Genomic DNA, 26,801 nt, shown 5'->3' with positions numbered 1-26,801 from the left:
TCCGACGCGCTTTCACGTTTTTTCACCCCGATTTCACGTACCAGGCACCGATCCCGTCATGCGTTACCTCGCGCCACTCAGCCTTGCGGTTCTGCTTGCCGCAAGCCAACTCGGACCCGCGGCCGGCACGGCTCACGCCCAGCAGACCGACAACCGCGTCAGCCTGAATTTCGTCGACACCGACATCCCCGCAGTGCTGCGCGCGCTGTCGCTGTTCACGCAGCGCAATTTCCTGGTGGACCCGCGCGTCAAGGGCAAGCTCACGCTGGTGTCGGACCGTCCGGTGGACAGTAAACAGGCGCTGGCGATGCTGACCGGCGCGCTGCGCCTGCAGGGCTTTGCCATCGTCGATGTCGACGGCGTGACGCGCGTGGTGCCCGAGGCCGACGCCAAGCTGCAGGGCAGCGCGGTGGTGGGCGGGACCCGGCCGGCTGCCGGCGCGCCGCCCGGGCCGGTGCCGGTGGCGGCGTTCGCCAAGCGGGCCGGCGGCGAGATGCTGACCCGGGTGTTCCCGCTCAAGTACGAGAACGCGGCCAATCTGGTGCCGGTGCTGCGGCCGATGGTGCCGCCGAACAACCCCATCAACGCCTATCCCGGCAACAACACGCTGGTCGTGACCGACTATGCCGACAACCTGGAGCGCATCGCGGCCGTCATCGCCCGCATCGACGTGCCCAGCTCCATCGACACCGACGTGGTGCCGATCCGCTCCGGGATCGCGTCCGATATTGCCGTGCTGGCTTCGCAATTGCTGGATACGCAAAGCAGCGATCCCACGCAGCGCATCGCCATCGTGGCCGACCCGCGCAGCAACAGCGTGCTGGTGCGCGCCGGCAGCCCGGCACGCACGCGGCTGGCGCGCGACCTGATCGAAAAGCTCGACGCGCAGCAGAACCGCGCCGGCAATCTGCACGTGGTGTACATGCGCAACGCGCAGGCCACGCGCATCGCCGAGGTGCTGGGCGGCCTGCTGGCGGGGCAGGCCAATTCCGCGCCGGGCGCGGCCGGCGGCGCGGGTGCGGCGGGGCAGTCCGGCGCGCGCGCGCAGAACGTTTCGGCCACGAGCGCGCCGCAGTCCGGCCTGGGCATGTCCGGCGGATCGAACTCGGGCAAGGGCGGCCTGTCGGGCGAGCAGGAGCGCATCGCGCGCGAGGACACCGGCACGCAGGCCGTGTCGTATTCGGCCGGCGGCGCCACCATCCAGGCCGATCCCGCCACCAATTCCCTCATCATCTCCGCGCCCGAACCGCTGTACCGCAGCCTGCGCGAAGTCATCGACCAGCTCGACCAGCGCCGCGCGCAGGTCCTGGTGGAAAGCCTGATCGTGGAGGTCAGCGCGGAGAAGGCCGCCGAGTTCGGCATCCAGTGGATGACCGGCGGCGGCAGCATCAGCAACGGCGGCAGCAGCTTCATCGGCGGCACCAACCTGGGCGGCAGCGGCATCACCGGCGGCGGCCCCACCACCATCGACGCGCTGGCCAACGGCCTGAGCCTGGGCGTGGTCAAGGGCACGGTGGACGTGCTCGGCAACGAGATCATCAACCTCGGCGTGCTGGCCCGCGCCATGCAGAACACGGGCGAGGCCAACATCCTGTCCACGCCCAACCTGATGACGCTGGACAATCAATCGGCCAGCATCCTGGTGGGCAAAACGGTGCCCTTCGTGACGGGCCAGTACGTGACCTCGGGCAGCAACGGCAGCAGCAACCCGTTCCAGACCATCGAACGCGAGGACGTGGGGCTCAAGCTCAACATCCGGCCGCAGATCTCGGAGGGCGGGGCGGTCAAGCTGGACATCTACCAGGAAGTCAGCAGCATCGACGAGGCCCGCTCCTCGGCCACCACCGGCATCGTGACCAACAAGCGCGCCATCGACACCAGCGTGCTGATCGACGACGGCCAGATCATCGTGCTGGGCGGCCTGCTGGAAGACAGCGTCTCGCTGTCGTCGGACAGCGTGCCGGGGCTGGGCTCGATTCCCGTGCTGGGCGCGCTGTTCCGCTACGACACCCGCAAGCGCACCAAGACCAACCTGATGGTGTTCCTGCGGCCCTACGTGGTGCGCGACGCGCGCCGCAGCGCCAGCGTCACCATGGATCGCTACGACTACATGCGCCGCGCCCAGGCCGGCGCGCAGCCGGGCAAGCACTGGCTGCTGCCCGACATGCAGGCGCCGCTGCTGCCCTCGCCGGGCTCGGCGCCGTCGGTGTCCAACAACGCCTACGACATGCGCCCGGAGCAGCTGGCCGAGACCATGCGCCGCCCGCCGCCCGTGACGGTCGAGTCCTTCGCGGTGCGCCAGTACCCCACGCCGGCGCAGCCCACGGACCCGTCGCTGCCGATCCGCGTGAACCTGCCGCGCGGGGTCAGCGTGGCGGTGGACCCCGAATCGCTCTACGCCGAGGCCGACCGCAGCAGCGCCACGTTGCAGTTCGCCTCGGTCGAGGCGCGCAGCGACGCCGACAAGATCGTGCAGCGGGTGCGGGCCAGCGGCCTGCAGGCCTACGTGCAGGTCGGCCCCGGCGGCATGGGCTACGTGGTGCGCAGCCAGGTGGCCAAGGACCCGGGCACCATTTCCACGGCCACCGCGCTGCTGCGCGAACTGGGATTCAAGAGCGAAGTGGTTTCGCAATTATGAGCGCGCATCCCTTGCCCTACGCCTGGGCCCGCGCGCAGCGCGCGGTGCTGTCGCTGCGGGGCGGGCGGGCGCAGCTGACCGTCAGCCCGCGCACGCCCGAATGGGCGGTGCGCGAGATCCGGCGCTGCCATGGCGATATCGCCGTGGCCGAGGTCGACGACGAGGCGCTGGAGACGCTGCTGACGGCGGCCTACAGCCATTCCGAGGACGCCGCCTCGGTCATGGGCGTGGCCGAAAACGAGATCGACCTGGACCGGCTGCTGCAGGACATGCCCGAGGTCGCGGACCTGCTGGAGGCGCAGGACGACGCGCCGGTGATCCGCATGATCAACGCGCTGTTCGCGCAGGCCGCGCGCGACGGCGCCAGCGACATCCACATCGAGCCGTTCGAGACCCATTCGGTGGTGCGCTACCGGGTCGACGGCACGCTGCGCGACGTGGTCTCGCCGCGCAAGGCGCTGCACGCGGCGCTGATCTCGCGCATCAAGATCATGGCGCACCTGGACATCGCCGAAAAACGCCTGCCGCAGGACGGCCGCATCGCGCTGCGCGTGGGCGGGCGGCCCATCGACGTGCGCGTCTCGACCCTGCCCACCGGCCACGGCGAGCGCGCCGTGCTGCGGCTGCTGGACAAGGAAGCCGGGCGGCTGCAGCTGGAGCGCCTGGGCATGGCCCCGGGCGTGCTGGCGCAGCTCGACCGCCTGATCCGCCAGCCTCACGGCATCGTGCTGGTGACCGGACCCACCGGCAGCGGCAAGACCACCACGCTGTACGCGGCGCTGAGCCGGCTGGACGCGGCCACCAGCAACATCCTGACGGTGGAAGACCCGATCGAATACGATCTGCCCGGCATCAGCCAGACCCAGGTCAACGCCAAGATCGACATGAGCTTCGCGCTGGCGCTGCGCGCCATCCTGCGGCAGGACCCCGACGTCATCATGATCGGCGAAATCCGGGATCTGGAAACCGCCCAGATCGCGGTGCAGGCTTCGCTGACCGGCCACCTGGTGCTGGCCACGCTGCACACCAACGATTCGGTCTCGGCCGTGACCCGCCTGACCGACATGGGCGTGGAGCCGTTCCTGCTGGCCTCGTCGCTGCTCGGCGTGCTGGCCCAGCGCCTGGTGCGCAAGCTGTGCCCGGAATGCAAGCGGCCGACGACGCAGGACGGCGCGCGCGTGTTCCATCCGGTGGGGTGTGCCGCCTGCAACCACACCGGCTACAGCGGCCGTTCCGGCATCCACGAACTCTTCACCGTCGACGACGAGGAGCGCCGCCTGATCCACGAAGGCAGCGACGAACGCGAGCTGCGGCGGGCGGCGGCGGCCGCAGGAATGCGGACCATGCGCGAGGACGGCCAGCGCTGGGTCGACGGCGGGCAGACCTCGCCCGAGGAAATCCTGCGGGTCACGCGCGACGCGTGAGGCAGTTACACCCCGAAACTCACCACATCCCCCGAGCGCCGTCCCAGCATCGACATAAAGCCCTCCAGCGCGGCCCGGTCCGCCTCACCCGCCGAAGCCGCGTAGCGCGCCTGCCCCTGGAAGCGCAGCCCGCCGCCAGTGGCGCTGCCCTGGCCGGTCACGTCCAGCAGGCCGTTCTCGGTGCTGAGCGTCAGCGAGGCGCCGTTCTTGCCTCCCTGTACGCGCAGCACGTAGGTGCCGACGCTGGCGACCGGCGCGAGCGCGGTGGCGGCGTTGCGCCAGCGCACTTCGGCCAGCGGGCCGGCGGGCAGCGCCGCGCCCAGGCGCAGCGGCTGCCAGGCGATTTCCAGCGTGCCCTGGGGCGCCATGGTGTTCCACGGCGCGCCCAGCGCGGCCAGGGTCGAGGCGGGCGCGCGCAGCGACTGGGCCGACAGCGATAGGCCGTTCCAGGCCGGGCGCGCCTGCAGCGCGCCTTGCAGCCAGGGATGGGAAATTTCCAGCGCCAGCGTGTCCCAGCGCCAGCGCCATTGCAGCGGCTGGGGCAGCATGCGGCGCGCGCCGGGCGGACCCAGCGCGATCCAGGCGCTGCCGCGCCACAGCGTGCCGGCGGCGTCGGCCAGCGCGAGCGGCGCGTCGTGGGGCAGCACGGCCAGCAGCCAGCGCGCGGGCAAGACCGCGGCGCCGGCGGCGGCCGCGCAGCAGGCGGCCGCGCACAGCAGCGCGGCGTTCCGGCGGGAAAAGCGCGGTGCGGCCATGTCAGTTCCCGCCTTTCGCCGCCGCGGGCAAGACCAGCACCACCTTGCCATTGACCAGGCCCGGCAGCGGACGTCCGTAGGCATTGGCCGCGCGCGTGAGTTCCACCTGATGCACCGCCAGGCCCCAGTCGCGGGCGCCGCCGTCCAGCCATCGCAGCAGCGCCGAGGCGGGCGCTTCTTTCAGGGTCAGCAGCACGCCGGGCCCGGCTTCGGGTTCGCCCAGCGTCCATTGCGCGGCGGGCAGGCCGGCGCGTTCCAGCGACGCGCCCAGTTCGGCGGGCGCGGGCAGGGCGGCGGCCGGGGCCGCGGCGCGCCGCCGCAGCGCCTGGGCCTGGGCGGTCAGGTCGGCGACGGTGGCGGCCTGCGCGCGCAGCGCGGGCAGTTCGGCGTGGAGCTTGCGCATCGTGTTCAACGGCGGCTCTATCAGGGTGACGAACACCAGCGCCGCGCCCAGCAGCAGCGCAGCGCCCGCCAGCAGCCGGCGTTCGCGCGGGGCCAGCGCCTGGTAGCGCTGACGCGCGCGCGCCAGCAAGGGGTCCACGGGTTTGCGGGCGGATTGCCAGGCGGCATGCAGGCGGTGCGAGAACGTGTTCATGGCTGGGCGCGCAGGATGCGCCAGGTGTGGTCGGAGTCGGTGCGTTCCAGCTTCAGGCCCAGGGCGGCGGCCTGCTGGATCAGCGCGGGAGTTTCGGCGACGCGTTGCGACTGCTCGCCGGCGTCGGCCAGCTGCAGCGTGAGCGCCTGGTCGGCGTAGCCCAGGCGCGCCACCTTGTCGGCCGCGAAAGGCAGCGCCTGGGCCGCGGCCCGGGCCAGCGGCAGGAAGTCGGCGGCGTTGTGCGCGCCGCGGTCGGCCTGTAGCGCGTCCAGGCCTTGCCGCGCCTGGCGCGCCGGGTCCAGCAGCACGGGCAGCTCCGGGAAGGCGGCCAGCACCTGCCGGCGCATGCCTTCGTCCAGCGCGTCGGCTTCGGCGCGCAGTTGCGACGCATAAAGATTGAGGCCGCCTATCCATACCGCGGCGGCCGCCGCGCCCCAGCGCCAGACGCCGCGCCAGCGCGAGGCGCGCGCCGGCGCCAGCTGCGGCATGGCCAGCGACCACGAAGGCGAGGGCGCCTGCCAGCGCGGATCGGCCGGTTCGCGCAGCGGCCCCGTGTCGGCGCCCAGCGTCTGCGGCGCGATCAGCGCCTGCACGCGCAGGCCCTGGGCGTTCAACAGGCTCCACGCGCGGCGCACGGGTTCGCGCGCCGCCCAGGCCAGTTCGACGCGGCCGTCCGCGGCGCGCGGGCCAAAGCCGATCGCCAGGGCGTCCAGGTCGCTGAGCACCAGCGGCTCCAGCGCGGCGTGGACCGCGGCGGCGTAGCGCGCGCGCGGCACGGCCGGGATCTGCACGCTGGTGGCGATCACGTCCGCCGGATGCAGCACGGCTTCGCAGGCGGCCTGCGGATAGGCGTGGCCCAGCGCGTGCAAAGCGAGTTCGCCCTGCCGCGCGCAGCGGCCGTGCCGGTCGAACCAGGCGTAGGGCAGGGGCGAGTCCTCGCCAAACTCGGCCAGGGCGGGCAGCGCGATGCGCAGCATGTTCTTCAAGGGTTTTCTCTTGTCCATAGGGTGTCGGGCGCGGCCGGCGGGGCGCTGCGCATCAGGGCCTGCATGGAGATCCGGGCGCGTTCGTAGGCGACGGTGCCGCTGGCCATGAACCAGTCGCTCTTGGTGGCCACCGTCGGCGCGGCGGTCTCGACGCCGGTGCCGGCCAGGCGGTTGGCGAAGTCGCCGGCATTGTTGAACCAGTTGCCGCGGTCGCGCTCGCCGGCCAGGGACTGCGCCTGGCTGAGCGACATGCCCTGCACCAGCGCGGCGATGACCTCGGGCGGCGCGGTGTTGACGTTGACCGGCGTGGCCGCCGGCAGCACCGTCATCGTGCGGCGCAGCGCCGCGCGCGCCGGTGGGTCCAACGCCAGCAGCGCCGCGATCTCGTCCACGCCGCGCGGCAGGGGCGCGCGGGCATGGGGCGCGGCGGCGGGCGCGCCGGCGGCGTCGGGCGCCGGGGCCGGCGGTTGCGCGGCCGCGATGATGTCCATGATCTGCGCGGCCAGCGCGTCGGGCAGCTGCAGCAGCTTGAGCAGGCGGCGCAGCACCTCTTCCTGCTGCAGCTGCGGCACGCCGTTGCTGGCCAGGTTGTAGAGGTTGTACTTGCCCTGTTCGTCCTCGATGCGGCCGGCGAACACCGCCACACGCTCGTCGCCGGGGCGTTCGATGCGCGTGTCCAGGATGGGCGTGGCCCAGATCTGGTCGCCGCGCGTGACCGCTTCGCGCCGGCCGTGGTCGCGCAGCACCAGCCTGGCCCAGTCGATGCCGCCGGCCAGCATGGCGCGGGCCTGCACGCGGGCAAGCTCGTTCTCGACCCGCCGCGTGCTGGCGGTCTGGCGCTGGAACAGGCTGGTGGTCAGCGCCGCCACGATGGCGACGATGATGAGCGCGCTGATGACCGCCGCGCCCCGTTCGCGGGCGGACGGGCTCATGGCAGCTCCAGGATGCGGCTGAAGCGCTGCGGCGCCTGGGGCGCGCCGCGTTCCAGCGTGATCTCGATGCCGGCCGGCGGCGACGCCAGGCTGGCGTTGCTGTCGACCCAGCCCGTGCCCGGTACCCAGGCGCGCAGTTCCAGCGCGCGCACGCCCGGCAGCAGCAGGACGCCGCCGTCCGGCGCGGGCAGGGGGCCGCGCGCCGCGGACGGCCCGCTGGCGCGCCACAGGCCGTCCTTGCGGACCTGCCAGTGCACGCGCTGCCACAGGCCGTTGCCGTCGGGGTCGGGGCGCAGCAGCTCCAGCGTCTGGCCGCCGCTTGCGCGGCGCAGCAGGCGCAGGCCGGCGGTGTAGGACTGCGCGTCCTGGCCGGCCGGCTCGAACGCAGGCCCGGTATAGGACAGCTCCACGTCGCGCGCGATCTGGCCCAGCGCGCGCACGATGGCGTCGATGTCCTGCGTCTGTTCCTCGATCCGGTCGCGGGCGTTGGATACGTTGGCCAGGCCGCGCCAGGCCATCAGGCTGACCAGCGCCATCAGCGCCAGCGCCACCAGCACTTCCATCAGCGTGAAGCCGGCCTGGGATCGCAGCGGTCTGTGCATGGCTAGCGCACGCCGGACAACAGGCCGTCGAGCTGCAGCAGGACGGCGTCGGGCCGCGGCGAGGACGCGTCGCGCACGCGGATGGCCACCTGGCGGAAGCTGCGGTTCATCGAATTGGTGAACTCCAGTTCGCATTGCAGCGCGCGGCCGCCTTGGGCGCACGGCATGCTGCGCGTGCCGGCGCGCGGCAGCGTCTGCTCCAGGCGCAGCTGGGCCAGCGCGTTCTGCGCCGCCAGCAGCGCCAGCGTCTTGTCCTGCAGGTTGCGGTTGTTGGCCGCCATGACGCCGGTCGCGCGCAGCGCGGCGGCCATCGCGACGGCGATGATGGCCAGCGCCACCAGCACCTCGATGAGCGTGAAGCCGCGTTCGCGGCCCGGGCGGCGGGGCGGTTCAGCGGATCTCATAGCGTCCGGCGGCGTCGCGCTCGAGCACGACCTGCGCGCCTGCCGCGCGCAAGGTCAGCGTCATGGGCGCGGCGACCCATTCCGTGTTGAAGACCAGCGGCCGGTCCGGCGCGAGCTGCAGCTGCACCGGGCCGGCCGACCAGGCGCGCGGGCGCAGCACCGCGTCGCGCTCCAGCCGGTCCACGGGCAGGGGCGCGTCTTCCTCGGCGCTGATGTTTTCGGAACGTCCGCGGCGCTCGAAGGCCCAGCCTTCGGCGCCGGCCAGCCAGCGTATCGGGCGGCCGTCGCTGCGCGCCTCGCTCTGGGCCACCGAGAAGGCGTCGGCCAGGCGTTGGGCGTCGTTGCGCAGCGGGTTCTCGCCGCGGCCGACGGACAGGCTCACCATGCTGGCCGCGATGGCGACGATCACCAGCACGACCAGGACTTCGACCAGCGTGAAGCCGCGTTCAGAGTTCCCAGGAGCCGATGTCGGCATCGCCGTTCTCTCCGCCGGGCTTGTTGTCGGCGCCGAACGAGAACACGTCGATATCGCCTTTGACGCCGGGGCTCAGGTATTGATAGGGATGGCCCCAGGGGTCGTTGGGCAGCTTGTCGAGGTAGCCGCGCCAGTTGTTGGCGCCCTCGGGCTTTTCGACCAGCGCGCGCAGGCCCTGGGCGGTGGTGGGATAGCGGCCGTTGTCCAGGCGGTAGAGCTTGAGCGCCTGCATCACGCCGGCGATGTCCTGGCGCGCGGCGACCTGGCGGGCCTGGTCGGGACGGTCGAGCACGCGGGGAACGATCAACGCCGCAAGAATCCCCATGATCACGATCACCACCATGATCTCGATGAGGGTGAAACCCTGCTGGCGGGCTGGCCCGCGCGGAAACTGACGCACTTTGAACTCCGGTCTTCAGTAGAAGCGGAGGATTGTGGTCATGAAATATGACAGCAATATTGGCGGGCGGGTTTTCAGCCGTTGGCCCGCACGATGCCCGCGGGCGCGGGCGGCGCCGCAGGGGCCGGGAGGCGGCTGGCGCGCCCGGCCTGCTCGACGGTGATCGTTTCGGCCGCGACCTCGCGCAGCACGATGCCGGGCGCGACTTCGTCGCCGACGCGCCAGGCCAGCGGCGGGCCGCCGTCGATGCTGAGCACGGCCGCGCCGTCCGGCCCCGCCGCGATCACGCCCAGCACGCTGATCTGCGTGCGCATCGCCTCGTCCTTGCCGAACCAGAGCGCGACCGGGCCGTTGTCGACGGCGCGCGGCGCGGCGGCGGCCGAAACGGCCGGCGGCAGCGAGGCCGGCCGCGGCGCCAGCAGGACGGACGCCCACACGCCGATGCCGGCGGCCAGCGCCAGGATGGCGGCGATACGTAGCGCCGCGGGCGCGGCGGGCAGGGCGAAACGCAGGGACAGGGGCATGGGTGATGGCGAGGCCATGAATCGATGCGCCGACTATAGCGGGGTTTCATGACACAAAAAAAATCCTGATCCGTCGATCAGCCTTTCTCCTGCTTGCTTAACGGCCGGTTCACGTTCGCCGGCCACCATGTGCGGCAACACAAACCCCGTTCATGAGGCAAGAAGAAGAGCATGCAGATACGCGATTGGAGAAGATGGTGCGCCACGCTGCTGGCGACCAGTGTCCTGGCCGGCTGTGGCGGCAGCGACGACGACAGCGAGGATACCTCGGCGCCGACCACGCCGCCCACACAGCCGCCGGTGACCGAGCCCGACCAGACCCGCGCCGACAAGGTGCTGTTCATCGGCGTGGACGGCCTGACCTATGACGCGATGCGCCGCGGCGTGGCCGACCGGTCGCTGTCCAACATCGGCCAGCTCACCGTCACCCGCGCCTGGACCGGCGGCGTGACCGGCGCGCCCACGCAGCAGCCCACGCTGCCCGCGCCCGGCTGGGCCACGCTGCTGACCGGCCAGTGGGCCGACCAGCACGGCGTGCGCTTCTCCGAACAGACCCAGCCCATCAAGACGCCCACGCTGTTCCAGCGCGTGAAGTCGGCAAGGCCCGAGGCGCGCACCGCCGCGGCGTTCAATTCCAGCGTGGTCGCCGGGCTGCTCGCCAAGGACCGCGACGACGGCAGGCTGCAGGCCCTGACCGATTGCGCGGGCGGCGACGATTGCGTGGCCACGCAAGCGCGCGACCGCATCGCCGAAGGTTATGACGTCGTGGTGGCGCAGTTCGGCGCGCCGGCGCGCGTGGCCTCCGAATCCGGATTCGGCGGCGCCTACGACACGGCCATCCGCCAGGCCGATAGCGCCATCGGCGAACTGACCAAACAGATCGCCGACCGCAAAGCCGACCATCCCGGCGAGAACTGGCTGGTGGTCGTGGCCTCCAGCTACGGCCTGACCCAGAACGGCGTCGTCGACAGCCGTCCGTTCTCGTCGACCAAGACCATCGTGCTGGCGGCCAACCAGCCGTCGCTGCTGGGCGGCAACGCCGACGACGCCGTCGTCGACGGCCTGTGGGACAACAACTGGTATGCGCTGCCCAGCGCGGCCGACGTGGCGCCCACGGTGCTGGAGCACCTGGGCGCGCTGCCGCCTGCGGCCGGCTACGACATGGCGGGCACGTCGCTTTCCGACACGCTGGTACTGCGCAACCTGTCTGCGCGCACGGCCATCAACAACAAGAGCGTCACGCTCAGCTGGACACGCGTGGGCGAACCTACCGCAGACGCCGTGATCCGCCGCGACGGCGTCGAGATCGCGCGCGTGCCGGGCGCGGACACCGGGTACGTGGACGAGAACCTGGTCTTCGACGCATCGGGCCTGCACGAGGTGACCTACAGCGTGACCCTGGGCGAGTCCACGACCGCGGCGCGCACCACGGTGAACTACGTCAAGCCGCCCGAGCTGCTGGCCTCGCTGCGTACCGAGCTGTCCATGTTGTTCCCGTTCGAAGGCAATCTTACCGACGTGGCCGCCGGCGGTGGCGACATCACGCCGTTCGACGGCGCCCAGGCGCCGGCTTATGCCGACGTGGGTGTGTTCGGCAAGATGTTCAAGAACGAGCGCAGCGCCGCGCCGTTGGGCGCCTTCAAGCTGGATTATCCGGCCGGCAAGCTGGACGCGGTCCAGGCCTTCACCATCGGCTTCTGGTACCAGTCCGACGGCGCCGCCAATGACCGCTCCATCGTGGGCAACAAGGACTACAACTCCGGCGGCAATCCCGGCATCACCATCGCGCAATGGTCCGGCCCGGTGCTGTATTTCAACCTGGCCGGCGGCGGCCGGCGGGTCGACATCAACGGCGTGAAGTTCACGCCCAACAAGCCGGTCTACATCGCGATGACGATCGACAAGACGGCCCGCACCATGACCGCGTCGGTCTACGACAGCGAGCTGGGTTTTTCCTCTCGCACCATCAGCACGGGCGCGGTGGACCTCGGCCAGATCGCCGGCGTCTACGGCCCGCACCTGGGCCTGAACGAAGACGGCCGCGGCACGTATTCCAACGGCCCTTACACGATGTATTTCGACGACCTGGCCTTCTGGTCGCGGGCGCTCACGGAAGACGAAGTGAAGTCCCTGGCCATGTCCGGCAAGTCCGTCTCCGAACTGTTTCCCTGATGTTCCAAGGATAGAAAACGATGAACCAATCCACGATGTTGCGCGGGTTCCTGCGCCTGGGCGCGGTGCTGATGCTGAGCGCCACGCTGGCCGCCTGCGGCGGCGATGACGGCGATAGCGGCGGCAGCGAGCCTCCCGGCACCGGCGGCCAGCCGGAAACGCCGACCCCCGTGCCGCCCACGCCGGCCAAGCCCGAATTGCGTTGCGCGCCCTGAGCCGCGCCAGCCCACCCAACACATAGGAAAAAAACCGTGACGTCCGATAAAGACCAGGTCCACGCCGGCAAGCGCCGCTTTCTGCGCACCGCCGCCGCCTCGACGGCCGGCCTGACCGCGCTGTCCATGTTCCCGCCGGCCATCCGCCGCGCACTGGCCATCCCGGCCAACAACCGCACCGGCACCATCAACGACGTCGAGCACGTGGTGATCCTGATGCAGGAAAACCGCTCCTTCGACATGTACTTCGGTACGTTCAAGGGCGTGCGCGGCTTCGGCGACCGCATCACCATTCCGCTGCCCGAGAACCGCTCGGTCTGGGAGCAGAGCAACGGGGCGCGCGTGGTGATGCCGTATCACCTGGACAGCACGCAGGGCAACGCCCAGCGCGTGGCCGGCACCCCGCACGACTACCTGGACGCCCAGATGGCCTGGGACGCCGGCCGCATGGACCAATGGCCGCGCTACAAGCAGAACCAGTCCATGGGCTACTACCGCAAGCAAGAGGTGCAGTTCCAGTTCGCGCTGGCCGAGGCCTTCACGCTGTGCGACGCCTATCACTGCTCCTCGCACGGCGGCACCAACACCAACCGACTGTTCTTCTGGACCGGCACCAACGATCCGCTGGCCCAGGGCAACGGCCCCTCCACCCGCAACCAATGGGATTCGCTGGGCGCCTCGTCCACCGGCTGGAACTGGAAAACCTATCCCGAGCGCCTGCAGGAAGCGGGCGTGAGCTGGAAGGTCTACCAGAACCTGCCCGACAACTTCACCGACAACTCGCTGGCGGGTTTTCGCAATTTCCGCCGCGCCAACGAACTGGCCGGCAACAACGCCAACGGCTCGCCTTACCCGGCCTGGGCGCCGTCGGACGACGCGACCAATCCGCTCTACAAGGGCGTGGCCAACACCATGCCGGACGGCGGCTTCCTGCAGGCGCTGCGCGAGGACGCGGCCAACGGCACGCTGCCGCAGGTGTCCTGGATCGTGGCGCCGGCCACCTATTCGGAGCACCCCGGCCCGTCCAGTCCGATCCAGGGCGCCTGGTACATCCAGGAGACGCTGGACGCGCTGACCGCCAATCCGGAGGTCTGGAGCAAGACCGTGCTGCTCATCAACTTCGACGAGAACGACGGTTACTTCGACCACGTGCCGCCGCCGGCCGCGCCTTCGCTGAACCCGGACGGCTCCATGGCCGGCGCCTCCACCGTCAATACCGACCTCGACCGCCACACGCGTCCCTCGGCCCAGGACGCGGCCGACGGCCGGGTCTACGGTCCCGGCCCGCGCGTGCCGATGTATGTGGTGTCGCCGTGGAGCCGCGGCGGCTGGGTCAACTCCCAGGCCTTCGACCACACCTCGGTGCTGCGTTTCCTGGAAGCGCGCTTCGGCGTGGCCGAAGACAACATCAGCCCGTGGCGCCGCGCGGTGCTGGGCGACCTGACCTCGGCCTTCAACTTCGTCAATCCCAATGACGAGAAGCTGCCCAACCTGAACCTGCAGACCCGTTCCGAGTCCGACGACAAGCGCCGCGCGCAGGAAGCCCTGAACGCCGTGCCGCTGCCGGACCCCAGCACCCAGGCCAGGCCGGTGCAGGAGCCGGGCATGCGCCATTCGCGCCCCTTGCCCTACGAGCTGCACACCAGCGCCCGCGCGCAGCCCGACATGGGCGCCATGCGCCTGGTGTTCGCCAATACCGGCAAGCAGGCGGCGGTGTTCCACGTCTATGACCGCCTGAACCTGGACCGCCTGCCGCGCCGCTACACGGTGGAGCCGGGCAAGCAGCTCGAAGGCAGCTGGGACGCGGCGGCCGATGGCGGCAAGTACGACCTGTGGGTGCTCGGGCCTAACGGCTACCACCGCCACTTCGCCGGCGACCTGGCCCTGGCCCGCACGTCCGAGCTGGCCGCCGAGATCCGCGTCTGCTACGACGTGGCCAACGGCGACGTCTACGTCAGCTTCATCAACGGCGGCAAGAACGCCTGCACCTTCGAAGTCGCGCCCAACGCCTACTACGCCAACCACGAGCGCTGGAAGTTCACCGTGCCCGCCGGCGGCGAGGTCGAGCAGCACTGGGCGCTGGCGGACAGCCACAGCTGGTACGACTTCACGGCGCGCCTGGCCGAAGACCCGGCCTACCTGCGCCGCTTCGCCGGCCGCGTGGAAACCGGCAGGCCGTCGGTGACCGATCCGGCGATGGCGCTGTAGGGGCTGGTGGCCCGCGCGGCCCGATGGGTTACGCGCGCTTGGCATGGATTTCTTGTGTCAAGTATCGCGCGCTGCACCCATCCTACGATTCTGCCATCGTAGGATGGGTGCAGCGCGCGATTACTTGAACAAGAACCCGAATACCGAACGCGCGTAACCCATCGGGCCGCGCAAGCCGCCATCAACCCACCACCCCCCCCACACTCCCGCGAAACGCCGTCGCGCATCCCGCGCAGATCGCCGCCGTAATCCCCTGGCGGGCGTGTTCGCGCCGTTCCAGCATGCCGATCGCCCGCGCCATCGGGCCCAGGTCCGGCGGCAGCCGCAGGATCCGCAGTTCCGGGCTCTGCTGCCAGTTGGAGCCGTGGATCAGGGGCAGCAGGGTGACGCCGACCTCCTGGCGCACCAGTTCCACCAGCGTCTCGATCGCGTTCAGTTCCAGGAATTCGTTCAGCGGCACCGCCAGGCGCCGCAGCAGCCGGTCGATCTGCAGGCCGGTGCGCTGGGTCCGGTCGAAACGCAGGAAGGGGTTGGCCGCAAGCACCTGGCGCGCGTCGGCGCCGCGCGCCGAGCGCGGCGCGATGACGACCAGTTCTTCTTCATATAGCGGGGTCCAGCGGGTGCTGGCCATCTTGCGGCCGGCCTCGACCAGGAAGGCGGCGTCCAGTTCGCCGTCCTCGACCTTGCCGGCCAGCTCGCTGGCCTTGCCCGACAGGATGCGCACGTCCAGCTTGGGATGAACCTTCTTCAGGCCCGACACCACCTTGGACAAGGTGCCCATGCAGGACACGATGCTGCCCACCGCGACCGAGCCGGCCAGTTCGCCCGGCACGGTGGGCGGGCGCCGCATGCGGTCGTACAGATCCAGCAAATGCTTGATTTCGGGTAGCAATTCGCGGCCGGCTGCGTTAAGAATGGCAAGACGGCCGCTGCGGTCGAACAATTCGCGGCCGAGCTCCGCCTCCAGCGAGCGCATCTGGAAGCTGACGGCCGCCTGGGTCAGGGCCACCTGCTCGGCGGCTTCGGAGAAAGAGCCGTGGTGCGCCACCGCCAGGAACGTCCGTAGGAAGCGGATCGTACTCATAAAAAAACTTTTTATGACGGAACAAAAAATCAAATTGATTTAATTAGATCACAAGAGTACTTTCGCCTGGGTCCATGCACACCAACCCGTTATGAGATTCGCACCATGAAAGCCTTCGACTGGGGCAACCCGTATCCTTCCGTCCGCATCCCGCTGTTCGCCCGCAACGTGGTCTCCACGTCGCATCCGCTGGCGGCGCAGGCCGGCTTGCGCATGCTGCTCAAGGGCGGCAACGCCGTGGACGCCGCGATCGCGGCGGCCGCCACTATCGTCCTGGTCGAACCCGTGTCCTGCGGCCTGGGCGGCGACTGTTTCGCCATCGTCTGGGACGGCAAGGAGCTGCACGGCCTGAACTCCTCCGGCGTGGCGCCGGCCGCCTGGAACGTGGAGTACTTCAAGCGCAGGCACGGCGTGGGCCCCAACGGCCTGGCCGTCCAGCCCAAGCGCGGCTGGGACGCCGTGACGGTGCCGGGCGTGGTCGCCGGCTGGGCCGCGCTGCATGAAAAGCTGGGCAAGCTGCCGTTCGAGCAGCTGTTCGAGCCCGCCATCGAGGTCGCCGAGCGCGGCTACGCCGTGCCGCCGGTGGTGGCGCACAAGTGGGCGGCCGCCGCCGACGAACTCAAGGACCAGCCCGGCTACGCCCAGGCCTTCCTGCCCGAGGGCCGCGCGCCCAAGGTGGGCGAGCATTTCCGCTTCCCGGACGCCGCCTACACGCTGCGCCGCATCGCCGCCAGCAAGGGCCGCGACTTCTACGAAGGCGAGCTGGCCGAGCGCATCGCCGCCTTCAGCAAGGAGTGCGGCGGCGCCATGACGCTGGAAGACCTGCGCAACTACCGTCCGCAGTGGGTCAAGCCGATCTCCAAGTCCTACCGCGGCTACGAGCTGCACGAGATCCCGCCGAACGGGCAGGGCATCGCCGCGCTGATCGCGCTGGGCATCGTCGAGCGCTTCGACATGGCCGGCATGCCGGTCGATTCGGTGCAGTCGCAGCACGTGCAGATCGAAGCCATGAAGCTGGCTTTCGCCGACCTGTACAAGTACGTGTCCGATCCGCGCTCCATGCAGGTCACGCCGGAGCAGATGCTGTCCGACGCCTACCTGGACAGCCGCGCCAAGCTGATCCGCCTGGACCGCGCCACGCATTTCGAGGCCGGCCGTCCGCACGCCGGCGGCACCATCTACCTGACCGCCGCCGACGAGAGCGGCATGATGATCTCGTTCATCCAGTCCAACTACATGGGCTTCGGCTCGGGCGTGGTGGTGCCGGGCACCGGCATCAGCATGCAGAACCGCGGCGTGGGCTTCTCGATGGACCCGCAGTCGGCCAACGTGGTCGAAGGCGGCAAGCGTCCGTTCCACACCATCATCCCGGGCTTCCTGACCCAGGGCGGCAAGCCCGTCATGAGCTTCGGCGTGATGGGCGGCGACATGCAGCCCCAGGGCCACCTGCAGACCGTGGTCCGCATGATCGACTACCACCAGAACCCCCAGGCCGCCTGCTGCGCGCCGCGCTGGAAGGTCAACCGCGACTTCACGCTGGACATCGAGACCAATATGAAGGCCGCGACGGTTGCGGGCCTGAAAGACCTCGGGCATGCTTTGAAGTCCGTCGAAGATCCCTACATGGACTTCGGCGCGGGCCAGTTCATCTGGCGCATGTCCGAAAGCGACAACGAGCTGGGCTACGTGGCCGCCAGCGACAGCCGGCGCGACGGCCAGGCCGTGGGCTTCTGAACCAGCGCGGGCGTACGCGGCGCGTACGCCCGCGCCGACACAAGGGGAAAAAACACAATGAAACGCTTGACCTTGACCTTGGGCGCCAGCCTGCTGGCGCTGGCCGCCGGCGCGGCCGGCGCGCAGAACATGCGGATCGGCCTGCAGGAAGATCCCGACGTGCTGGACCCGCACCGCGCGCGCACCTACGTCGGCCGCATCGTCTTCACCTCGCTGTGCGACAAGCTGATCGACATCGATCCCAAGCTGCAGTTCGTGCCGCAACTGGCCACCTCGTGGTCGTTCAGCCCCGACAACAAGGTGCTGACCTTCAAGCTGCGCCAGGACGCGCTGTTCCATGACGGCAGCAAGTTCGACGCCGCCGCGGCCAAGGCCAACCTCGAACGCGCCATGAGCCTGCCGGACAGCCTGCGCAAGGGCGAACTGGCCTCGGTCGAGAAGGTCGAGGCGCCGGACGCCGCCACGCTGGTGCTGACGCTGAAGAAACCCGACGCCACGCTGCTGGCGCAGCTGTCGGACCGCGCCGGCATGATGCTCTCGCCCAAGACCTTCACCGACGACGTGGCGGCGGTGGGGCGCAAGCCGGTGTGCTCGGGCCCGTACAAGTTCGTCGAGCGCATCCAGAACGACCGCATCGTGCTGGAGAAGTTCGACCAGTACTACGACGCCAAGGACTTCGCGTTCGAGCGCGTCACCTTCCTGCCCATTCCGGACACCACGGTGCGCCTGTCCAACCTGCGCGCCGGCGACCTGGACATGCTGGAGCGCCTGAACCCCTCCGACGTGCCGCAGGTCAAGAACGACGCCAGCCTGACCTTCGCGCCGATAGCCGGCCTGGGCTTCCAGCAGTTCATGTTCAACGTGGCCAACGGCAAGCGCGCCGAGGACAATCCGTTCAAGAACAAGCTGGTGCGCCAGGCGTTCCAGTACGCCATCGACCGCAAGGCCATCAGCGAAGTCGCCGGCGGCGGCATTTTCGAGCCGGCCCAGCAGCCGTTCCCGCCGGCCAGCCCCTACCACAGCGACAAGTTCCCGCCGACCCAGCGCGACGTCGCCAAGTCCAAGGCCCTGCTCAAGCAGGCCGGCCTGGAACGGGTGAAGGCCGAACTCGTGTTCGGCAACAACACCACCACCTCGTCCATCGCCGAGATCGTCCAGGCCATGGCCGCCGAGGCCGGCTTCGACCTGTCGCTGCGTCCCACCGAGTACGCGGCGCTGCAGAAAGAGGCGTCCGGCGGCAACTTCCAGATCGTGATGCTGGGCTGGTCGGGCCGGGTCGATCCGGACGGCAACATCCACGCCTTCGTCACCTGCAAGGGCGCGCTCAACGACGGCCATTACTGCAATCCGGAAGTGGACAAGCTGCTCAACGAGGCGCGCACCGTGCCCGACACGGCCAAGCGCAAGGCGATCTACGACCAGGCGCAGACCATCCTGCAGGACGAGCTGCCCGGGGTCTACAACTACTACCAGCCCTGGCCGTTCGCGCTGGCCAAGAAGGTCCAGGGCTTTACGCCCTATCCGGACGGCATGGTCCGTCTCAAGGGCGTGAGCTTCGCGAAGAAGTGACCGCGGGGCGGCTGTCCGAGGCCGCCCGAGCCGGACGCGCAGCGCGCGTCCGGTTATTCTTTGTGGCAGCCGCAAGCTCCGCGGCAAGCGCCTGCCGCTGCTCCCGTTTCCCGGTTTTCCTATGCTTAAACTCATCCTGCGCCGCGTGATCGTCGCGATACCGACCTTGATACTGGTGTCGATGATCGTTTTCATGCTGCAAAAAATCCTGCCCGGCGATCCCGTGCTGACGCTGGCCGGAGAAGAACGCGACCCGGCCGTCCTGGACTACCTGCGCGAAAAATACCGGCTCAACGATCCGCTACCCATGCAGTACGCGGCCTGGGCCAGCCAGGTGCTGCAGGGCGACCTGGGCAAATCGCTGCGCACCGACGTGCCCGTCACCACGCTGATCGGCCAGAAGCTGCCCGTCACCTTGCAACTGGCCGCGATGGCCATGTTCTTCGCGCTGCTGATCGGCATCCCCATGGGCATCCTGGCCGCCGTGCGCAAAGGCAAGCCCATCGAGATGGGCGCCAACATCGCGGCGCTGTCCGGCATGTCCATACCCAATTTCTGGCTCGGCATCATCCTCATCATGGTGGTGTCGGTGCAGTGGCGGCTGCTGCCGGCCTCGGGCTACGTGTCGCCGTCCGAGGACTTCTGGCTCTCGATGAAGACCATGCTGATGCCCGCGCTGGTGCTGTCCACGGCGATCGCGGCCTACCTGATGCGCCATACCCGCTCGGCCATGCTGGAGGCGCTGTCGGCCGACTACGTGCGCACCGCACGCGCCAAGGGCGTGTCGCCGCGCAGCGTGGTGCTGCGCCACGCGCTGCGCAACGCGCTCATGCCCATCGTCACGCTGGTGACCCTGCTGTTCGGCGAACTGCTGGCCGGCGCCGTGCTGACCGAACAGGTCTTCACGATCCCGGGATTCGGCAAGCTGGTGGTCGACGCGGTCTTCACGCGCGACTACGCGGTGGTGCAGGGCGTGGTGCTCTGCGTCGCGGTGGGCTTCATCGTGATGAACCTGCTGGCCGACATCCTGTACATCCTGGTCAATCCCCGCCTGAGGCACTCATGAGCGCATTTCCTGCAACGGCCGCAGCCGTCACGCCGCCCCGCAGCCGCAATCGCGCCTGGGCCAAGTTCAAACGCAATCGCATCGCCATGCTGGGCCTGGGCATCGTGCTGGTGTTCGTGGCGCTGGCCGCGCTGGCGCCGCTGATCGCCAGCCACGATCCGTTCCAGACCAGCTTCACCACCATCCGCAAGGCGCCGTCGGCGGCCTACTGGCTGGGCACCGACGAGCTGGGCCGCGACATCTTCAGCCGCATGGTCTACGGCGCGCGCGCCTCGCTCATGGCGGGCCTGGTGTCGGTGCTGATCGCCCTGGTCGCGGGCGTGCCGTTCGGCCTGGCCGCCGGCTATTTCGGGGGCTGGACCGACAGCGTCATCTCGCGCGCCACCGAGGCGCTGCTGGCCATTCCCTTCCTGATCCTGGCCATCGCGCTGGCGGCCTTTCTCGGCCCCAGCCTGACCAACGCCATGATCGCCATCGGCGTGTCGGCCGCGCCCAAGTTCATCCGCCTGACGCGCGGGCAGGTGCTGGCCGTCAAGAACGAGGACTACGTGCAGAGCGCCCGCGCGCTGGGCGCCTCCGACCTGCGCATCATCGCCCGGCACGTGTTTCCCAACGTCATGCCGCCGCTGATCGTGCAGGCCACGATCACCATCGCCACCGCCATCATCGCCGAGGCCAGCCTGTCCTTCCTGGGCCTGGGCCTGCAGCCGCCCAACCCGTCCTGGGGTTCGATGCTCAACACGGCCAAGAACTTCATGACCCAGGCGCCGTGGATGTCCATCTTCCCCGGGTCGGCCATTTTCCTCGCGGTGCTGGGCTTCAACCTGCTGGGCGACGGGCTGCGCGACGCGCTCGATCCGCGCCAGGACAAGTAATCGATATGGCAACCATGGACCCCAAACGCGTCGTCCAGGTCAACGACCTGACCGTGCGCTTCAAGACCCCCGAGCGCACCGTGGAAGCGGTGCGCAGCGTCTCCTTCCACGTCGACCGCGGCGAAACCCTGGCCATCGTCGGCGAGTCCGGATCGGGCAAGTCCGTCACCTCGCTGGCGCTGATGCGCCTGGTGGAATACGGCGGCGGGCGCATCGTCAACGGCGGCATGCTGCTGCGCCGGCGCAACGGCGAGGTGCTGGACCTGCTCAACGCCCCGGATTCGCTGCTGCAGCGCGTGCGCGGCGCGGACGTGGCGATGATCTTCCAGGAGCCGATGACCTCGCTCAATCCCAGCTTCACGGCCGGCAGCCAGATCGCCGAGGCGCTGCAGCTGCACCAGGGCCTGGACGCGGCCGCGGCGCGCGCCGAGACCCTGCGCATGCTGGAGCGCGTGCGCATCCCGGAGGCCCGCGCCATCCTGGACCGCTATCCGCACCAGCTGTCCGGCGGCATGCGCCAGCGCGTCATGATCGCGATGGCGCTTTCGTGCAAGCCGCAGCTGCTGATCGCCGACGAGCCCACCACGGCCCTGGACGTCACCATCCAGGCCCAGATCCTGCAGCTCATCCGCCAGCTTCAGGAAGAAATGGACATGGGGGTCATCTTCATCACCCACGACATGGGCGTGGTGGCCGAGGTCGCCGACCGCGTGCTGGTCATGTACCGCGGCGACAAGGTGGAAGAGGGCGGTTCGGACGAGGTCTTCGCGCGCCCGCAGCACGCCTACACGCGCGCACTGCTGTCGGCCGTGCCGCGCCTGGGCGCCATGCAGGGCACCGACGAGCCCGCGCCATTTCCGCTGTTGCGCGTGGACGCGCCGGCGCCGGAACCCGCCGCGAGCCAGCCGGTTGCGGCGGCCTCCACCGTGCGCCGCGACAACGGCCCGGTGCTGAAAGTGCGCAACCTGACCACCAGCTTCGACATCACCGGCGGCATATTCGGCCGGGTCCAGAAACGCGTGCACGCCGTGGAGAAAGTCAGCTTCGACCTATATCCCGGCGAAACCCTGTCGCTGGTGGGCGAATCCGGCTGCGGCAAGACCACCACCGGCCGTTCGCTGCTGCAGCTGGTCAAGAGCAAGAGCGGCTCCATCGAGTTCGACGGCCAGAACATCGGCGCGCTGCGCGGCGGCGCCATGCAGACGCTGCGCCGCCACATCCAGTTCATCTTCCAGGACCCGTTCGCCTCGCTCGATCCGCGCATGACGGTGGGCTATTCCATCATGGAGCCGCTGCTGATCCACGGCGTGGCGCGCGGCCGGCAAGCGCAGGACCGGGTGCGCTGGCTGATGGACAAATGCGGGCTGCTGCCCGAGATGATCGACCGCTATCCGCACGAGTTCTCCGGCGGCCAGCGCCAGCGCATCTGCATCGCGCGCGCCCTGGCGCTCAACCCCAAGGTCGTGATCGCCGACGAATCCGTCTCGGCGCTGGACGTCTCCATCCAGGCGCAGATCGTCAACCTGCTGCTCGACCTGCAGCGCGAGCTGGGCGTGTCGTTCCTGTTCATCTCGCATGACATGGCCGTGGTCGAACGCGTCAGCCACCGGGTGGCCGTCATGTACCTGGGCCAGATCGTCGAAATCGGCCCGCGCCGCGCCATCTTCGAGAACCCGCAGCATCCCTACACCAGAAAGCTCATGGCGGCCGTACCCATCGCCGATCCCCAGCGCCGCCACCGCGAGCGCTCGCTGCTGGTCGACGAAATCCCCAGCCCGGTGCGCAAGCTGGGCGACGACCCGCTGGTCCGGCCGCTGGTGGCGGTGGGCGAGGGGCATTTCGTGGCGCAGCATCCGGTAGGGGTGTATTGAGGCATGGGCGTATGCCAGTCCACCAAGGAGCCATACCGTGTTTTCCCACGTATTCGTCGGCGTCACCGACTTCGAGCGCGCGCTGGGCTTCTACACCGCGCTGATGGACACTCTGGGGCTGGAGCTGCGATTCCTGGACCGGCACCGCCCCTGGGCGGGATGGCATAGCGCGGGCGGCCAGCGTCCGTACTTCGTGATCTGCCGGCCGTACGATGGCCGGGCGCCGCATCCCGGCAACGGGCAGATGACGGCTTTCATGGCGCCATCGCGAGAAGCCGTGCGCCAGGCGCACCGGGCCGCGCTCGAACACGGCGGCCGCTGCGAGGGCCCCCCGGGCCTGCGGCCGCAATACCACGCCAGCTACTACGGCGCGTACTTCCGCGACCCGGACGGCAACAAGCTGTGCGTCGCCTGCCACGGGCCGGCGGAGGACTGACGCGCGCCTTCAGCGCTTCTCCAGCGCCAGCTTCAATCCGAACGCGATGAAGACCGCGCCCGTCATGCGGTCCAGGCCGCGCATCACGGCCGGCCGTGACAGCCAGCGCGCCAGCGGCCGGGTCGCCGCCACGAGCAGGGCGAACCACAGCACGCCCAGCACGGCGTGGATCGCGGCCAGCAGCAGGCTGAAGCGCAGCACGTCGGCGCCCGCGGGGATGAACTGCGGCAAAAAAGTGATGTAGAAAATCCCGACCTTGGGATTGAGCACGTTGGTCAGGCAGCCGCGCACGAACCAGCCGCCGGCGCTGGCCGCCGGGGCCGACGCCGGCGCGGCCCGCAGTCCGGCTTCGGCGATGCCGCCGCCGCCGCCGCGCCTGAAGCTGCCCCACAGCAGCCGCAGCCCCAGGTAGCACAGGTACAGCGCCGCGCAGATGCGCAGCGTGTCGTAGGCCAGGCTGGAGACCAGCAGCAGCGAGCCCAGCCCGAAGGCGGCGACCGCGCCCCAGACCAGGCAGCCCGTGGCCACGCCCAGGCCCGCCATGAAGGCCCGCCGGCCGCCCTCGACGGCGGCAGTGCGCAGCACCAGCGCGCTGTCCATGCCGGGAGTGACGGTCAGGATGGCGGCGGCCAGGGTGAAGGCGAGCAGGGCGGCGGTGGCGGTCATGGGCGGCTCGGAAGGAAGCGGAAAGCCAGTGTAGCGCTGGCGCGCCGCCGCAGGCGCGCGCCGGCAGGCGGTATCATGGCGGCCTTCAGTCATACGCTTCATTCAACGGATTCCCGCCATGGCCCTGCGCGCCACGATCTACAAGGCCGAACTCAACGTCGCCGACACCGACCGCCACTATTACGGCAGCCATGCGCTGACGGTGGCCCGCCACCCCTCCGAGACCGACGAGCGCATGATGGTGCGCCTGGTCGCCTTCGCCCTGCATGCGCAGGAGGACCTGAGCTTCACCAAGGGCCTGAGCGAGACCGACGAACCCGACCTGTGGGCCAAGGACCTGACCGGCGCGGTCAAGCTGTGGATCGAAGTCGGCCAGCCGGAAGAACGCCGCATCCTGCGGGCCTGCGGCCGCGCCGAAGAGGTGATCGTCTACTGCTACGGCGGCTCGGCCAGCAAGATCTGGTGGGACGGCGTCAAGAACAAGCTGGAGCGCACCCGCAATCTGAAGGTCGTCAACCTGCCGTCGGATCAGGCCAAGGCCCTGGCCAGGCTGGCCGAGCGCACCATGCAGCTCAATGCCAATATTTCGGACGGCGTGGTGTACTTCTCGGCCGACAAGGGCGAAGTCAGCATCGAGCCGGAAGTCTGGCGTTAACGACGTTCCCCGCCCCGCGGACGGGGCCATCGCGGCGCGAACGGCGCAACGTGTAAAACAATGCCATTTTGGTGCTGGACGTGACAAAATGTCATCCGCGGCCGGCACATGACCGCGTCGATGAACTTGCTGCGATGGTCCGAAATGCCTGCTACAGGTGATTTTCCTTGCGCACCTGGTCCCGCGCCCGCCGCCGGCGCGGGCAAGGCGCAGCCCGAGCCGGACGGCCCGCTGGACCGGCTCGCCCGGCTGGCCCGGCGCCAGTTCGGCGTGGACATGGTGCTGGTGGCCTGCAGCGACGCCGACGGCCTCTGGCAGGCCCAGGCCGGCGCGCCGCCCGCGGCCACTCAGCCCGCTTTCGCTGCGGAATGCCCGCTGTTGGACGAGGATGGCCGCCAGATGGGCACGTTCCGGCTGCTGCATGGGCAGGCCCGCGAATTCGGCCCGCAAGACCGCCAGTCCCTGGAAGACTACGCCGCGCTGGCGGCCGCGGCGGTCGAAAAGCGCCGGGCGCTGGCCGCCGAACGGGCGGCCGAAGACAGCTGGCGCGTAGAGGCCCGCAACCTGTCGATGGCTGTGGCCGGCAGCGGCACCGGCGTCTGGGACCGCAATGTCGTGACCGGCGAGATCACGTATTCGGCCGGCTGGAAAGCGCTGCTGGGCTACGGCGAATCCGAACTCACCAACCGCATCGAGGATGCGTACAAGCGCCTGCACCCCGACGACGCCGACTACGTGCGCGCGGCCATGCAGGCGCATTTCGAGGGCAAGACCGAAAGCTACGAGGTCGAGCACCGCATCCTCTGCAAGGACGGCAGCTACAAATGGATCTGCAGCCGCGGCAAGGTCGTCAGCCGCGACGCGCAGGGCCGGGCCCTGCGCATGATGGGAACCACCACCGACATCAGCGCCATGCGGGCCATGTCGGAGCGGCTGCAGCGCACGGCCGACCTGCTGGTGAACCTGACCGACGCCGTGCCCGGCATGGTGTTCCAGTGCGGCCAGCGGTCCGGGGGCGGACCGGCGCGCTTTCTCTACGTCAGCGCAGGCATCTGGGACATGTTCGAACTGACGCCCCAGGACGTCCAGCAAGGCGCGGCCGCCATCGAACAGCGCGTCCATCCCGACGACCTGCCCGCCTACCACGCCTCGCTGCAGGCCGCAGCCGCCGCCCGCACGCACTGGCATCAGGAGTTCCGCGTCTGCCTGCCGCGCCAGGGCCTGCGCTGGCGCCAGGGCGACGCCAGCCCGCGCACCGCGCCCGACGGCTCGGTGGTCTGGCACGGCTTCGTCACCGACATCACCGACCGCAAGCGCGCCGATTTCGAGCTGCGCGAACTGGCCGCCACCGACGCCCTGACCACCTTGCCCAACCGCCGCCACTTCATGTCGCGCATCGAGGCGGAGCTGGCCCGGATCAAGCGGCAGAACAGCGATTGCGCCGCCGTCCTGATGTGCGACCTGGATCATTTCAAGCAGATCAACGACACCTGGGGCCATGCGATCGGCGACGGCGTGCTGCGCCACTTCGCCAACACGCTGCGCGGCCAGCTGCGGGCCGTGGACCTGGTGGGGCGCATAGGCGGCGAGGAGTTCGCCGTGGTGCTGCCCGACACCGATATGGAGCGCGCCCACGCCTTCGCCGCGCGGGTGCAGCAGCGCATCGCCGACGCCCCGTTCCAGGCCGGCGGGCGGCACATTCCGCTGACCGTCAGCATCGGCATATCCACCATGCACACCATGGACGAAGCCGCCGAACTGGCGCTGAGCCGCAGCGACCGCGCGCTCTACAACGCCAAGCAGCTCGGGCGCAACCGCATCGAATCCGCGCCCTCGGTGTTTTCGCGATAGCGCCGGGTGTGCCTCAGCGCGCGCCCGGCGTGCGTTGATGCGCCTGCAGGGGCGGGGGCGTGCGCCCAGCGGTAAGCGTCCAGAAGCCGGGCAGGAAGCACTCGGCCACCAGCAGTGGCTGGCCCATGCGCCAGAACACCGAGCGCCGCGCCCAGACTCCGGCGGCGCCGATGTCGTGGCGCGCGACGCCCAGCGCCCGCAGCGCCGTCGCATAAAACGGCACCGGCGCGGCCAGGCGGCGGCAGGCGAAGGGCGAACGGATCACGGTGCGGTCGTGGTAAAGCATGTCCGCCAGCGGCCGCGTCGACAGGCGCCGCATGCCCTGCCAGGCGCCGTGCGAGGCCGTCAGCGGCGTCAGGCTGCGGGCCGGCACGCTGTCCACGCCGTCGATCGACATCAGGACTTCACGCACCCAGACCGGGCTGCCGGGCGCGATGCGCATGGCGCGCGCCTCGTCGGCCGGCGCGCCGTCGGCGTACTCGGCCAGCACCCGCAGGCGGACCTGGCCGACCTGGCGCAGGCCGGCGGTCAGCGCGCCGGGACGGAACAACCAGTGCCGCATGGCGGCGGGCAACAGCGGCGGGGCGGCCGCCAGCCAGCCCGGGGCAAGGGGAGGGGAAAGGACTGCTAGGCTTGTCATGGCTGCGTATTATGCCAACAGCGG

At 69.9% G+C, this 26,801-nt stretch carries 25 protein-coding genes; 13 read left to right on the top strand and 12 right to left on the bottom strand.

The window, feature by feature from the left end; all coding sequences use genetic code 11:
* Positions 1-58: 58 nt before the first annotated feature.
* The gene (gene gspD / locus AC1IQ6_RS15845; RefSeq protein WP_102770842.1) at positions 59-2,638 is read left to right on the top strand and encodes a type II secretion system secretin GspD; all 2,580 of its coding nucleotides are present in this window, start codon (positions 59-61) and stop codon (positions 2,636-2,638) included.
* The gene (gene gspE / locus AC1IQ6_RS15840; protein ID WP_485864912.1) at positions 2,635-4,062 is read left to right on the top strand and encodes a type II secretion system ATPase GspE; all 1,428 of its coding nucleotides are present in this window, start codon (positions 2,635-2,637) and stop codon (positions 4,060-4,062) included. Before gspD ends, gspE begins: the two co-directional genes overlap by 4 nt.
* Before the next feature lie 5 nt (positions 4,063-4,067).
* Here the strand turns inward: gspE and gspN are convergent, their stop codons facing one another.
* The 9 genes from gspN to AC1IQ6_RS15795 all read right to left on the bottom strand — a co-directional run bounded on the left by gspN (position 4,068) and on the right by AC1IQ6_RS15795 (position 9,735).
* Entirely contained in the window at positions 4,068-4,817 is a 750-nt protein-coding gene (gene gspN / locus AC1IQ6_RS15835) for a type II secretion system protein N (RefSeq protein WP_485864911.1), read from the bottom strand.
* Position 4,818: 1 nt separating this feature from the next.
* A complete protein-coding gene (locus tag AC1IQ6_RS15830; RefSeq protein WP_209166278.1) occupies positions 4,819-5,412 on the bottom strand; it encodes a type II secretion system protein M in 594 nt (197 codons plus the stop codon).
* A complete protein-coding gene (locus AC1IQ6_RS15825) occupies positions 5,409-6,416 on the bottom strand; it encodes a GspL/Epsl periplasmic domain-containing protein (protein ID WP_485864910.1) in 1,008 nt (335 codons plus the stop codon). Before AC1IQ6_RS15825 ends, AC1IQ6_RS15830 begins: the two co-directional genes overlap by 4 nt.
* Complete coding sequence (gene gspK / locus AC1IQ6_RS15820; protein WP_485864909.1) at positions 6,395-7,330, bottom strand: type II secretion system minor pseudopilin GspK; 936 nt, start codon at positions 7,328-7,330, stop codon at positions 6,395-6,397. The genes AC1IQ6_RS15825 and gspK overlap by 22 nt, the downstream gene beginning before the upstream one ends.
* Positions 7,327-7,932: a PulJ/GspJ family protein gene (locus AC1IQ6_RS15815; protein ID WP_485864908.1), complete on the bottom strand. Its 606-nt coding sequence runs from the start codon at positions 7,930-7,932 to the stop codon at positions 7,327-7,329. Before AC1IQ6_RS15815 ends, gspK begins: the two co-directional genes overlap by 4 nt.
* A gap of 2 nt (positions 7,933-7,934) precedes the next feature.
* Positions 7,935-8,336 carry a type II secretion system minor pseudopilin GspI gene (gene gspI / locus AC1IQ6_RS15810; protein ID WP_102770849.1) on the bottom strand — a complete coding sequence of 134 codons (402 nt, stop codon included), beginning with the start codon at positions 8,334-8,336 and terminating at the stop codon, positions 7,935-7,937.
* A complete protein-coding gene (gspH, locus tag AC1IQ6_RS15805) occupies positions 8,323-8,811 on the bottom strand; it encodes a type II secretion system minor pseudopilin GspH (protein WP_485864907.1) in 489 nt (162 codons plus the stop codon). The genes gspI and gspH overlap by 14 nt, the downstream gene beginning before the upstream one ends.
* Positions 8,783-9,154, bottom strand: coding sequence for a type II secretion system major pseudopilin GspG (gene gspG / locus AC1IQ6_RS15800; RefSeq protein ID WP_246842432.1), 372 nt, complete (start codon positions 9,152-9,154; stop codon positions 8,783-8,785). Before gspG ends, gspH begins: the two co-directional genes overlap by 29 nt.
* Before the next feature lie 131 nt (positions 9,155-9,285).
* On the bottom strand, positions 9,286-9,735 hold the full coding sequence (locus AC1IQ6_RS15795) for a phage tail tape measure protein (protein ID WP_209166284.1): 450 nt from the start codon (positions 9,733-9,735) through the stop codon (positions 9,286-9,288).
* Between the two features lie 171 nt (positions 9,736-9,906).
* On the opposite strand from AC1IQ6_RS15795, the gene AC1IQ6_RS15790 reads away from it, so the two are divergent.
* From AC1IQ6_RS15790 to AC1IQ6_RS15780, 3 genes are read left to right on the top strand one after another with little or no spacing between them, the layout of a single operon-like run.
* On the top strand, positions 9,907-11,907 hold the full coding sequence (locus AC1IQ6_RS15790; RefSeq protein ID WP_485864906.1) for a LamG-like jellyroll fold domain-containing protein: 2,001 nt from the start codon (positions 9,907-9,909) through the stop codon (positions 11,905-11,907).
* Between the two features lie 20 nt (positions 11,908-11,927).
* The gene (locus tag AC1IQ6_RS15785) at positions 11,928-12,122 is read left to right on the top strand and encodes a hypothetical protein (RefSeq protein WP_102770853.1); all 195 of its coding nucleotides are present in this window, start codon (positions 11,928-11,930) and stop codon (positions 12,120-12,122) included.
* 36 nt (positions 12,123-12,158) lie between these two features.
* The gene (locus AC1IQ6_RS15780) at positions 12,159-14,330 is read left to right on the top strand and encodes a phosphocholine-specific phospholipase C (RefSeq protein ID WP_485864905.1); all 2,172 of its coding nucleotides are present in this window, start codon (positions 12,159-12,161) and stop codon (positions 14,328-14,330) included.
* A gap of 181 nt (positions 14,331-14,511) precedes the next feature.
* Here the strand turns inward: AC1IQ6_RS15780 and AC1IQ6_RS15775 are convergent, their stop codons facing one another.
* A complete protein-coding gene (locus tag AC1IQ6_RS15775; protein WP_485864904.1) occupies positions 14,512-15,414 on the bottom strand; it encodes a LysR family transcriptional regulator in 903 nt (300 codons plus the stop codon).
* A 105-nt stretch (positions 15,415-15,519) separates the two neighbouring features.
* On the opposite strand from AC1IQ6_RS15775, the gene ggt reads away from it, so the two are divergent.
* The 6 genes from ggt (at position 15,520) to AC1IQ6_RS15745 (ending at position 22,965) form a co-directional block, all read left to right on the top strand.
* The gene (ggt, locus tag AC1IQ6_RS15770) at positions 15,520-17,148 is read left to right on the top strand and encodes a gamma-glutamyltransferase (RefSeq protein ID WP_102770856.1); all 1,629 of its coding nucleotides are present in this window, start codon (positions 15,520-15,522) and stop codon (positions 17,146-17,148) included.
* Between the two features lie 57 nt (positions 17,149-17,205).
* Positions 17,206-18,717: an ABC transporter substrate-binding protein gene (locus AC1IQ6_RS15765; protein WP_102770857.1), complete on the top strand. Its 1,512-nt coding sequence runs from the start codon at positions 17,206-17,208 to the stop codon at positions 18,715-18,717.
* Between the two features lie 121 nt (positions 18,718-18,838).
* A complete protein-coding gene (locus tag AC1IQ6_RS15760) occupies positions 18,839-19,783 on the top strand; it encodes an ABC transporter permease (protein WP_111825313.1) in 945 nt (314 codons plus the stop codon).
* Positions 19,780-20,658 carry an ABC transporter permease gene (locus tag AC1IQ6_RS15755; RefSeq protein WP_111825312.1) on the top strand — a complete coding sequence of 293 codons (879 nt, stop codon included), beginning with the start codon at positions 19,780-19,782 and terminating at the stop codon, positions 20,656-20,658. The genes AC1IQ6_RS15760 and AC1IQ6_RS15755 overlap by 4 nt, the downstream gene beginning before the upstream one ends.
* Before the next feature lie 14 nt (positions 20,659-20,672).
* Entirely contained in the window at positions 20,673-22,529 is a 1,857-nt protein-coding gene (locus AC1IQ6_RS15750; protein ID WP_102770860.1) for a dipeptide ABC transporter ATP-binding protein, read from the top strand.
* A gap of 37 nt (positions 22,530-22,566) precedes the next feature.
* Positions 22,567-22,965 carry a VOC family protein gene (locus AC1IQ6_RS15745; protein ID WP_485864903.1) on the top strand — a complete coding sequence of 133 codons (399 nt, stop codon included), beginning with the start codon at positions 22,567-22,569 and terminating at the stop codon, positions 22,963-22,965.
* Positions 22,966-22,974: 9 nt separating this feature from the next.
* Here the strand turns inward: AC1IQ6_RS15745 and AC1IQ6_RS15740 are convergent, their stop codons facing one another.
* Positions 22,975-23,631 carry a LysE family translocator gene (locus AC1IQ6_RS15740; protein WP_485864902.1) on the bottom strand — a complete coding sequence of 219 codons (657 nt, stop codon included), beginning with the start codon at positions 23,629-23,631 and terminating at the stop codon, positions 22,975-22,977.
* A gap of 118 nt (positions 23,632-23,749) precedes the next feature.
* Between AC1IQ6_RS15740 and AC1IQ6_RS15735 the strand changes: the two genes are divergently transcribed.
* Complete coding sequence (locus AC1IQ6_RS15735) at positions 23,750-24,286, top strand: YaeQ family protein (protein ID WP_102770862.1); 537 nt, start codon at positions 23,750-23,752, stop codon at positions 24,284-24,286.
* 120 nt (positions 24,287-24,406) lie between these two features.
* A complete protein-coding gene (locus AC1IQ6_RS15730) occupies positions 24,407-26,137 on the top strand; it encodes a sensor domain-containing diguanylate cyclase (RefSeq protein WP_485864901.1) in 1,731 nt (576 codons plus the stop codon).
* Positions 26,138-26,150: 13 nt separating this feature from the next.
* Here the strand turns inward: AC1IQ6_RS15730 and AC1IQ6_RS15725 are convergent, their stop codons facing one another.
* Positions 26,151-26,777, bottom strand: coding sequence for a chorismate--pyruvate lyase family protein (locus AC1IQ6_RS15725; RefSeq protein WP_102770864.1), 627 nt, complete (start codon positions 26,775-26,777; stop codon positions 26,151-26,153).
* Between the last annotated feature and the right edge of the window lie 24 nt (positions 26,778-26,801).

This window comes from Achromobacter sp. MUI-25009338, from assembly GCF_057359325.1.
Note: the sequence above shows the minus strand (reverse complement) of the source record. Positions and strands in the feature narration are given on the sequence as shown.

Coding starts and splice junctions, on each gene's coding strand:
- gspD (WP_102770842.1), top strand. CDS start 59: ATGCGTTACCTCGCGCCACTCAGCCTTGCGGTTCTGCTTGCCGCAAGC.
- gspE (WP_485864912.1), top strand. CDS start 2,635: ATGAGCGCGCATCCCTTGCCCTACGCCTGGGCCCGCGCGCAGCGCGCG.
- gspN (WP_485864911.1), bottom strand. CDS start 4,817: ATGGCCGCACCGCGCTTTTCCCGCCGGAACGCCGCGCTGCTGTGCGCG.
- AC1IQ6_RS15830 (WP_209166278.1), bottom strand. CDS start 5,412: ATGAACACGTTCTCGCACCGCCTGCATGCCGCCTGGCAATCCGCCCGC.
- AC1IQ6_RS15825 (WP_485864910.1), bottom strand. CDS start 6,416: ATGGACAAGAGAAAACCCTTGAAGAACATGCTGCGCATCGCGCTGCCC.
- gspK (WP_485864909.1), bottom strand. CDS start 7,330: ATGAGCCCGTCCGCCCGCGAACGGGGCGCGGCGGTCATCAGCGCGCTC.
- AC1IQ6_RS15815 (WP_485864908.1), bottom strand. CDS start 7,932: ATGCACAGACCGCTGCGATCCCAGGCCGGCTTCACGCTGATGGAAGTG.
- gspI (WP_102770849.1), bottom strand. CDS start 8,336: ATGAGATCCGCTGAACCGCCCCGCCGCCCGGGCCGCGAACGCGGCTTC.
- gspH (WP_485864907.1), bottom strand. CDS start 8,811: ATGCCGACATCGGCTCCTGGGAACTCTGAACGCGGCTTCACGCTGGTC.
- gspG (WP_246842432.1), bottom strand. CDS start 9,154: ATGGTGGTGATCGTGATCATGGGGATTCTTGCGGCGTTGATCGTTCCC.
- AC1IQ6_RS15795 (WP_209166284.1), bottom strand. CDS start 9,735: ATGCCCCTGTCCCTGCGTTTCGCCCTGCCCGCCGCGCCCGCGGCGCTA.
- AC1IQ6_RS15790 (WP_485864906.1), top strand. CDS start 9,907: ATGCAGATACGCGATTGGAGAAGATGGTGCGCCACGCTGCTGGCGACC.
- AC1IQ6_RS15785 (WP_102770853.1), top strand. CDS start 11,928: ATGAACCAATCCACGATGTTGCGCGGGTTCCTGCGCCTGGGCGCGGTG.
- AC1IQ6_RS15775 (WP_485864904.1), bottom strand. CDS start 15,414: ATGAGTACGATCCGCTTCCTACGGACGTTCCTGGCGGTGGCGCACCAC.
- ggt (WP_102770856.1), top strand. CDS start 15,520: ATGAAAGCCTTCGACTGGGGCAACCCGTATCCTTCCGTCCGCATCCCG.
- AC1IQ6_RS15765 (WP_102770857.1), top strand. CDS start 17,206: ATGAAACGCTTGACCTTGACCTTGGGCGCCAGCCTGCTGGCGCTGGCC.
- AC1IQ6_RS15760 (WP_111825313.1), top strand. CDS start 18,839: ATGCTTAAACTCATCCTGCGCCGCGTGATCGTCGCGATACCGACCTTG.
- AC1IQ6_RS15755 (WP_111825312.1), top strand. CDS start 19,780: ATGAGCGCATTTCCTGCAACGGCCGCAGCCGTCACGCCGCCCCGCAGC.
- AC1IQ6_RS15750 (WP_102770860.1), top strand. CDS start 20,673: ATGGACCCCAAACGCGTCGTCCAGGTCAACGACCTGACCGTGCGCTTC.
- AC1IQ6_RS15740 (WP_485864902.1), bottom strand. CDS start 23,631: ATGACCGCCACCGCCGCCCTGCTCGCCTTCACCCTGGCCGCCGCCATC.
- AC1IQ6_RS15735 (WP_102770862.1), top strand. CDS start 23,750: ATGGCCCTGCGCGCCACGATCTACAAGGCCGAACTCAACGTCGCCGAC.
- AC1IQ6_RS15730 (WP_485864901.1), top strand. CDS start 24,407: ATGAACTTGCTGCGATGGTCCGAAATGCCTGCTACAGGTGATTTTCCT.
- AC1IQ6_RS15725 (WP_102770864.1), bottom strand. CDS start 26,777: ATGACAAGCCTAGCAGTCCTTTCCCCTCCCCTTGCCCCGGGCTGGCTG.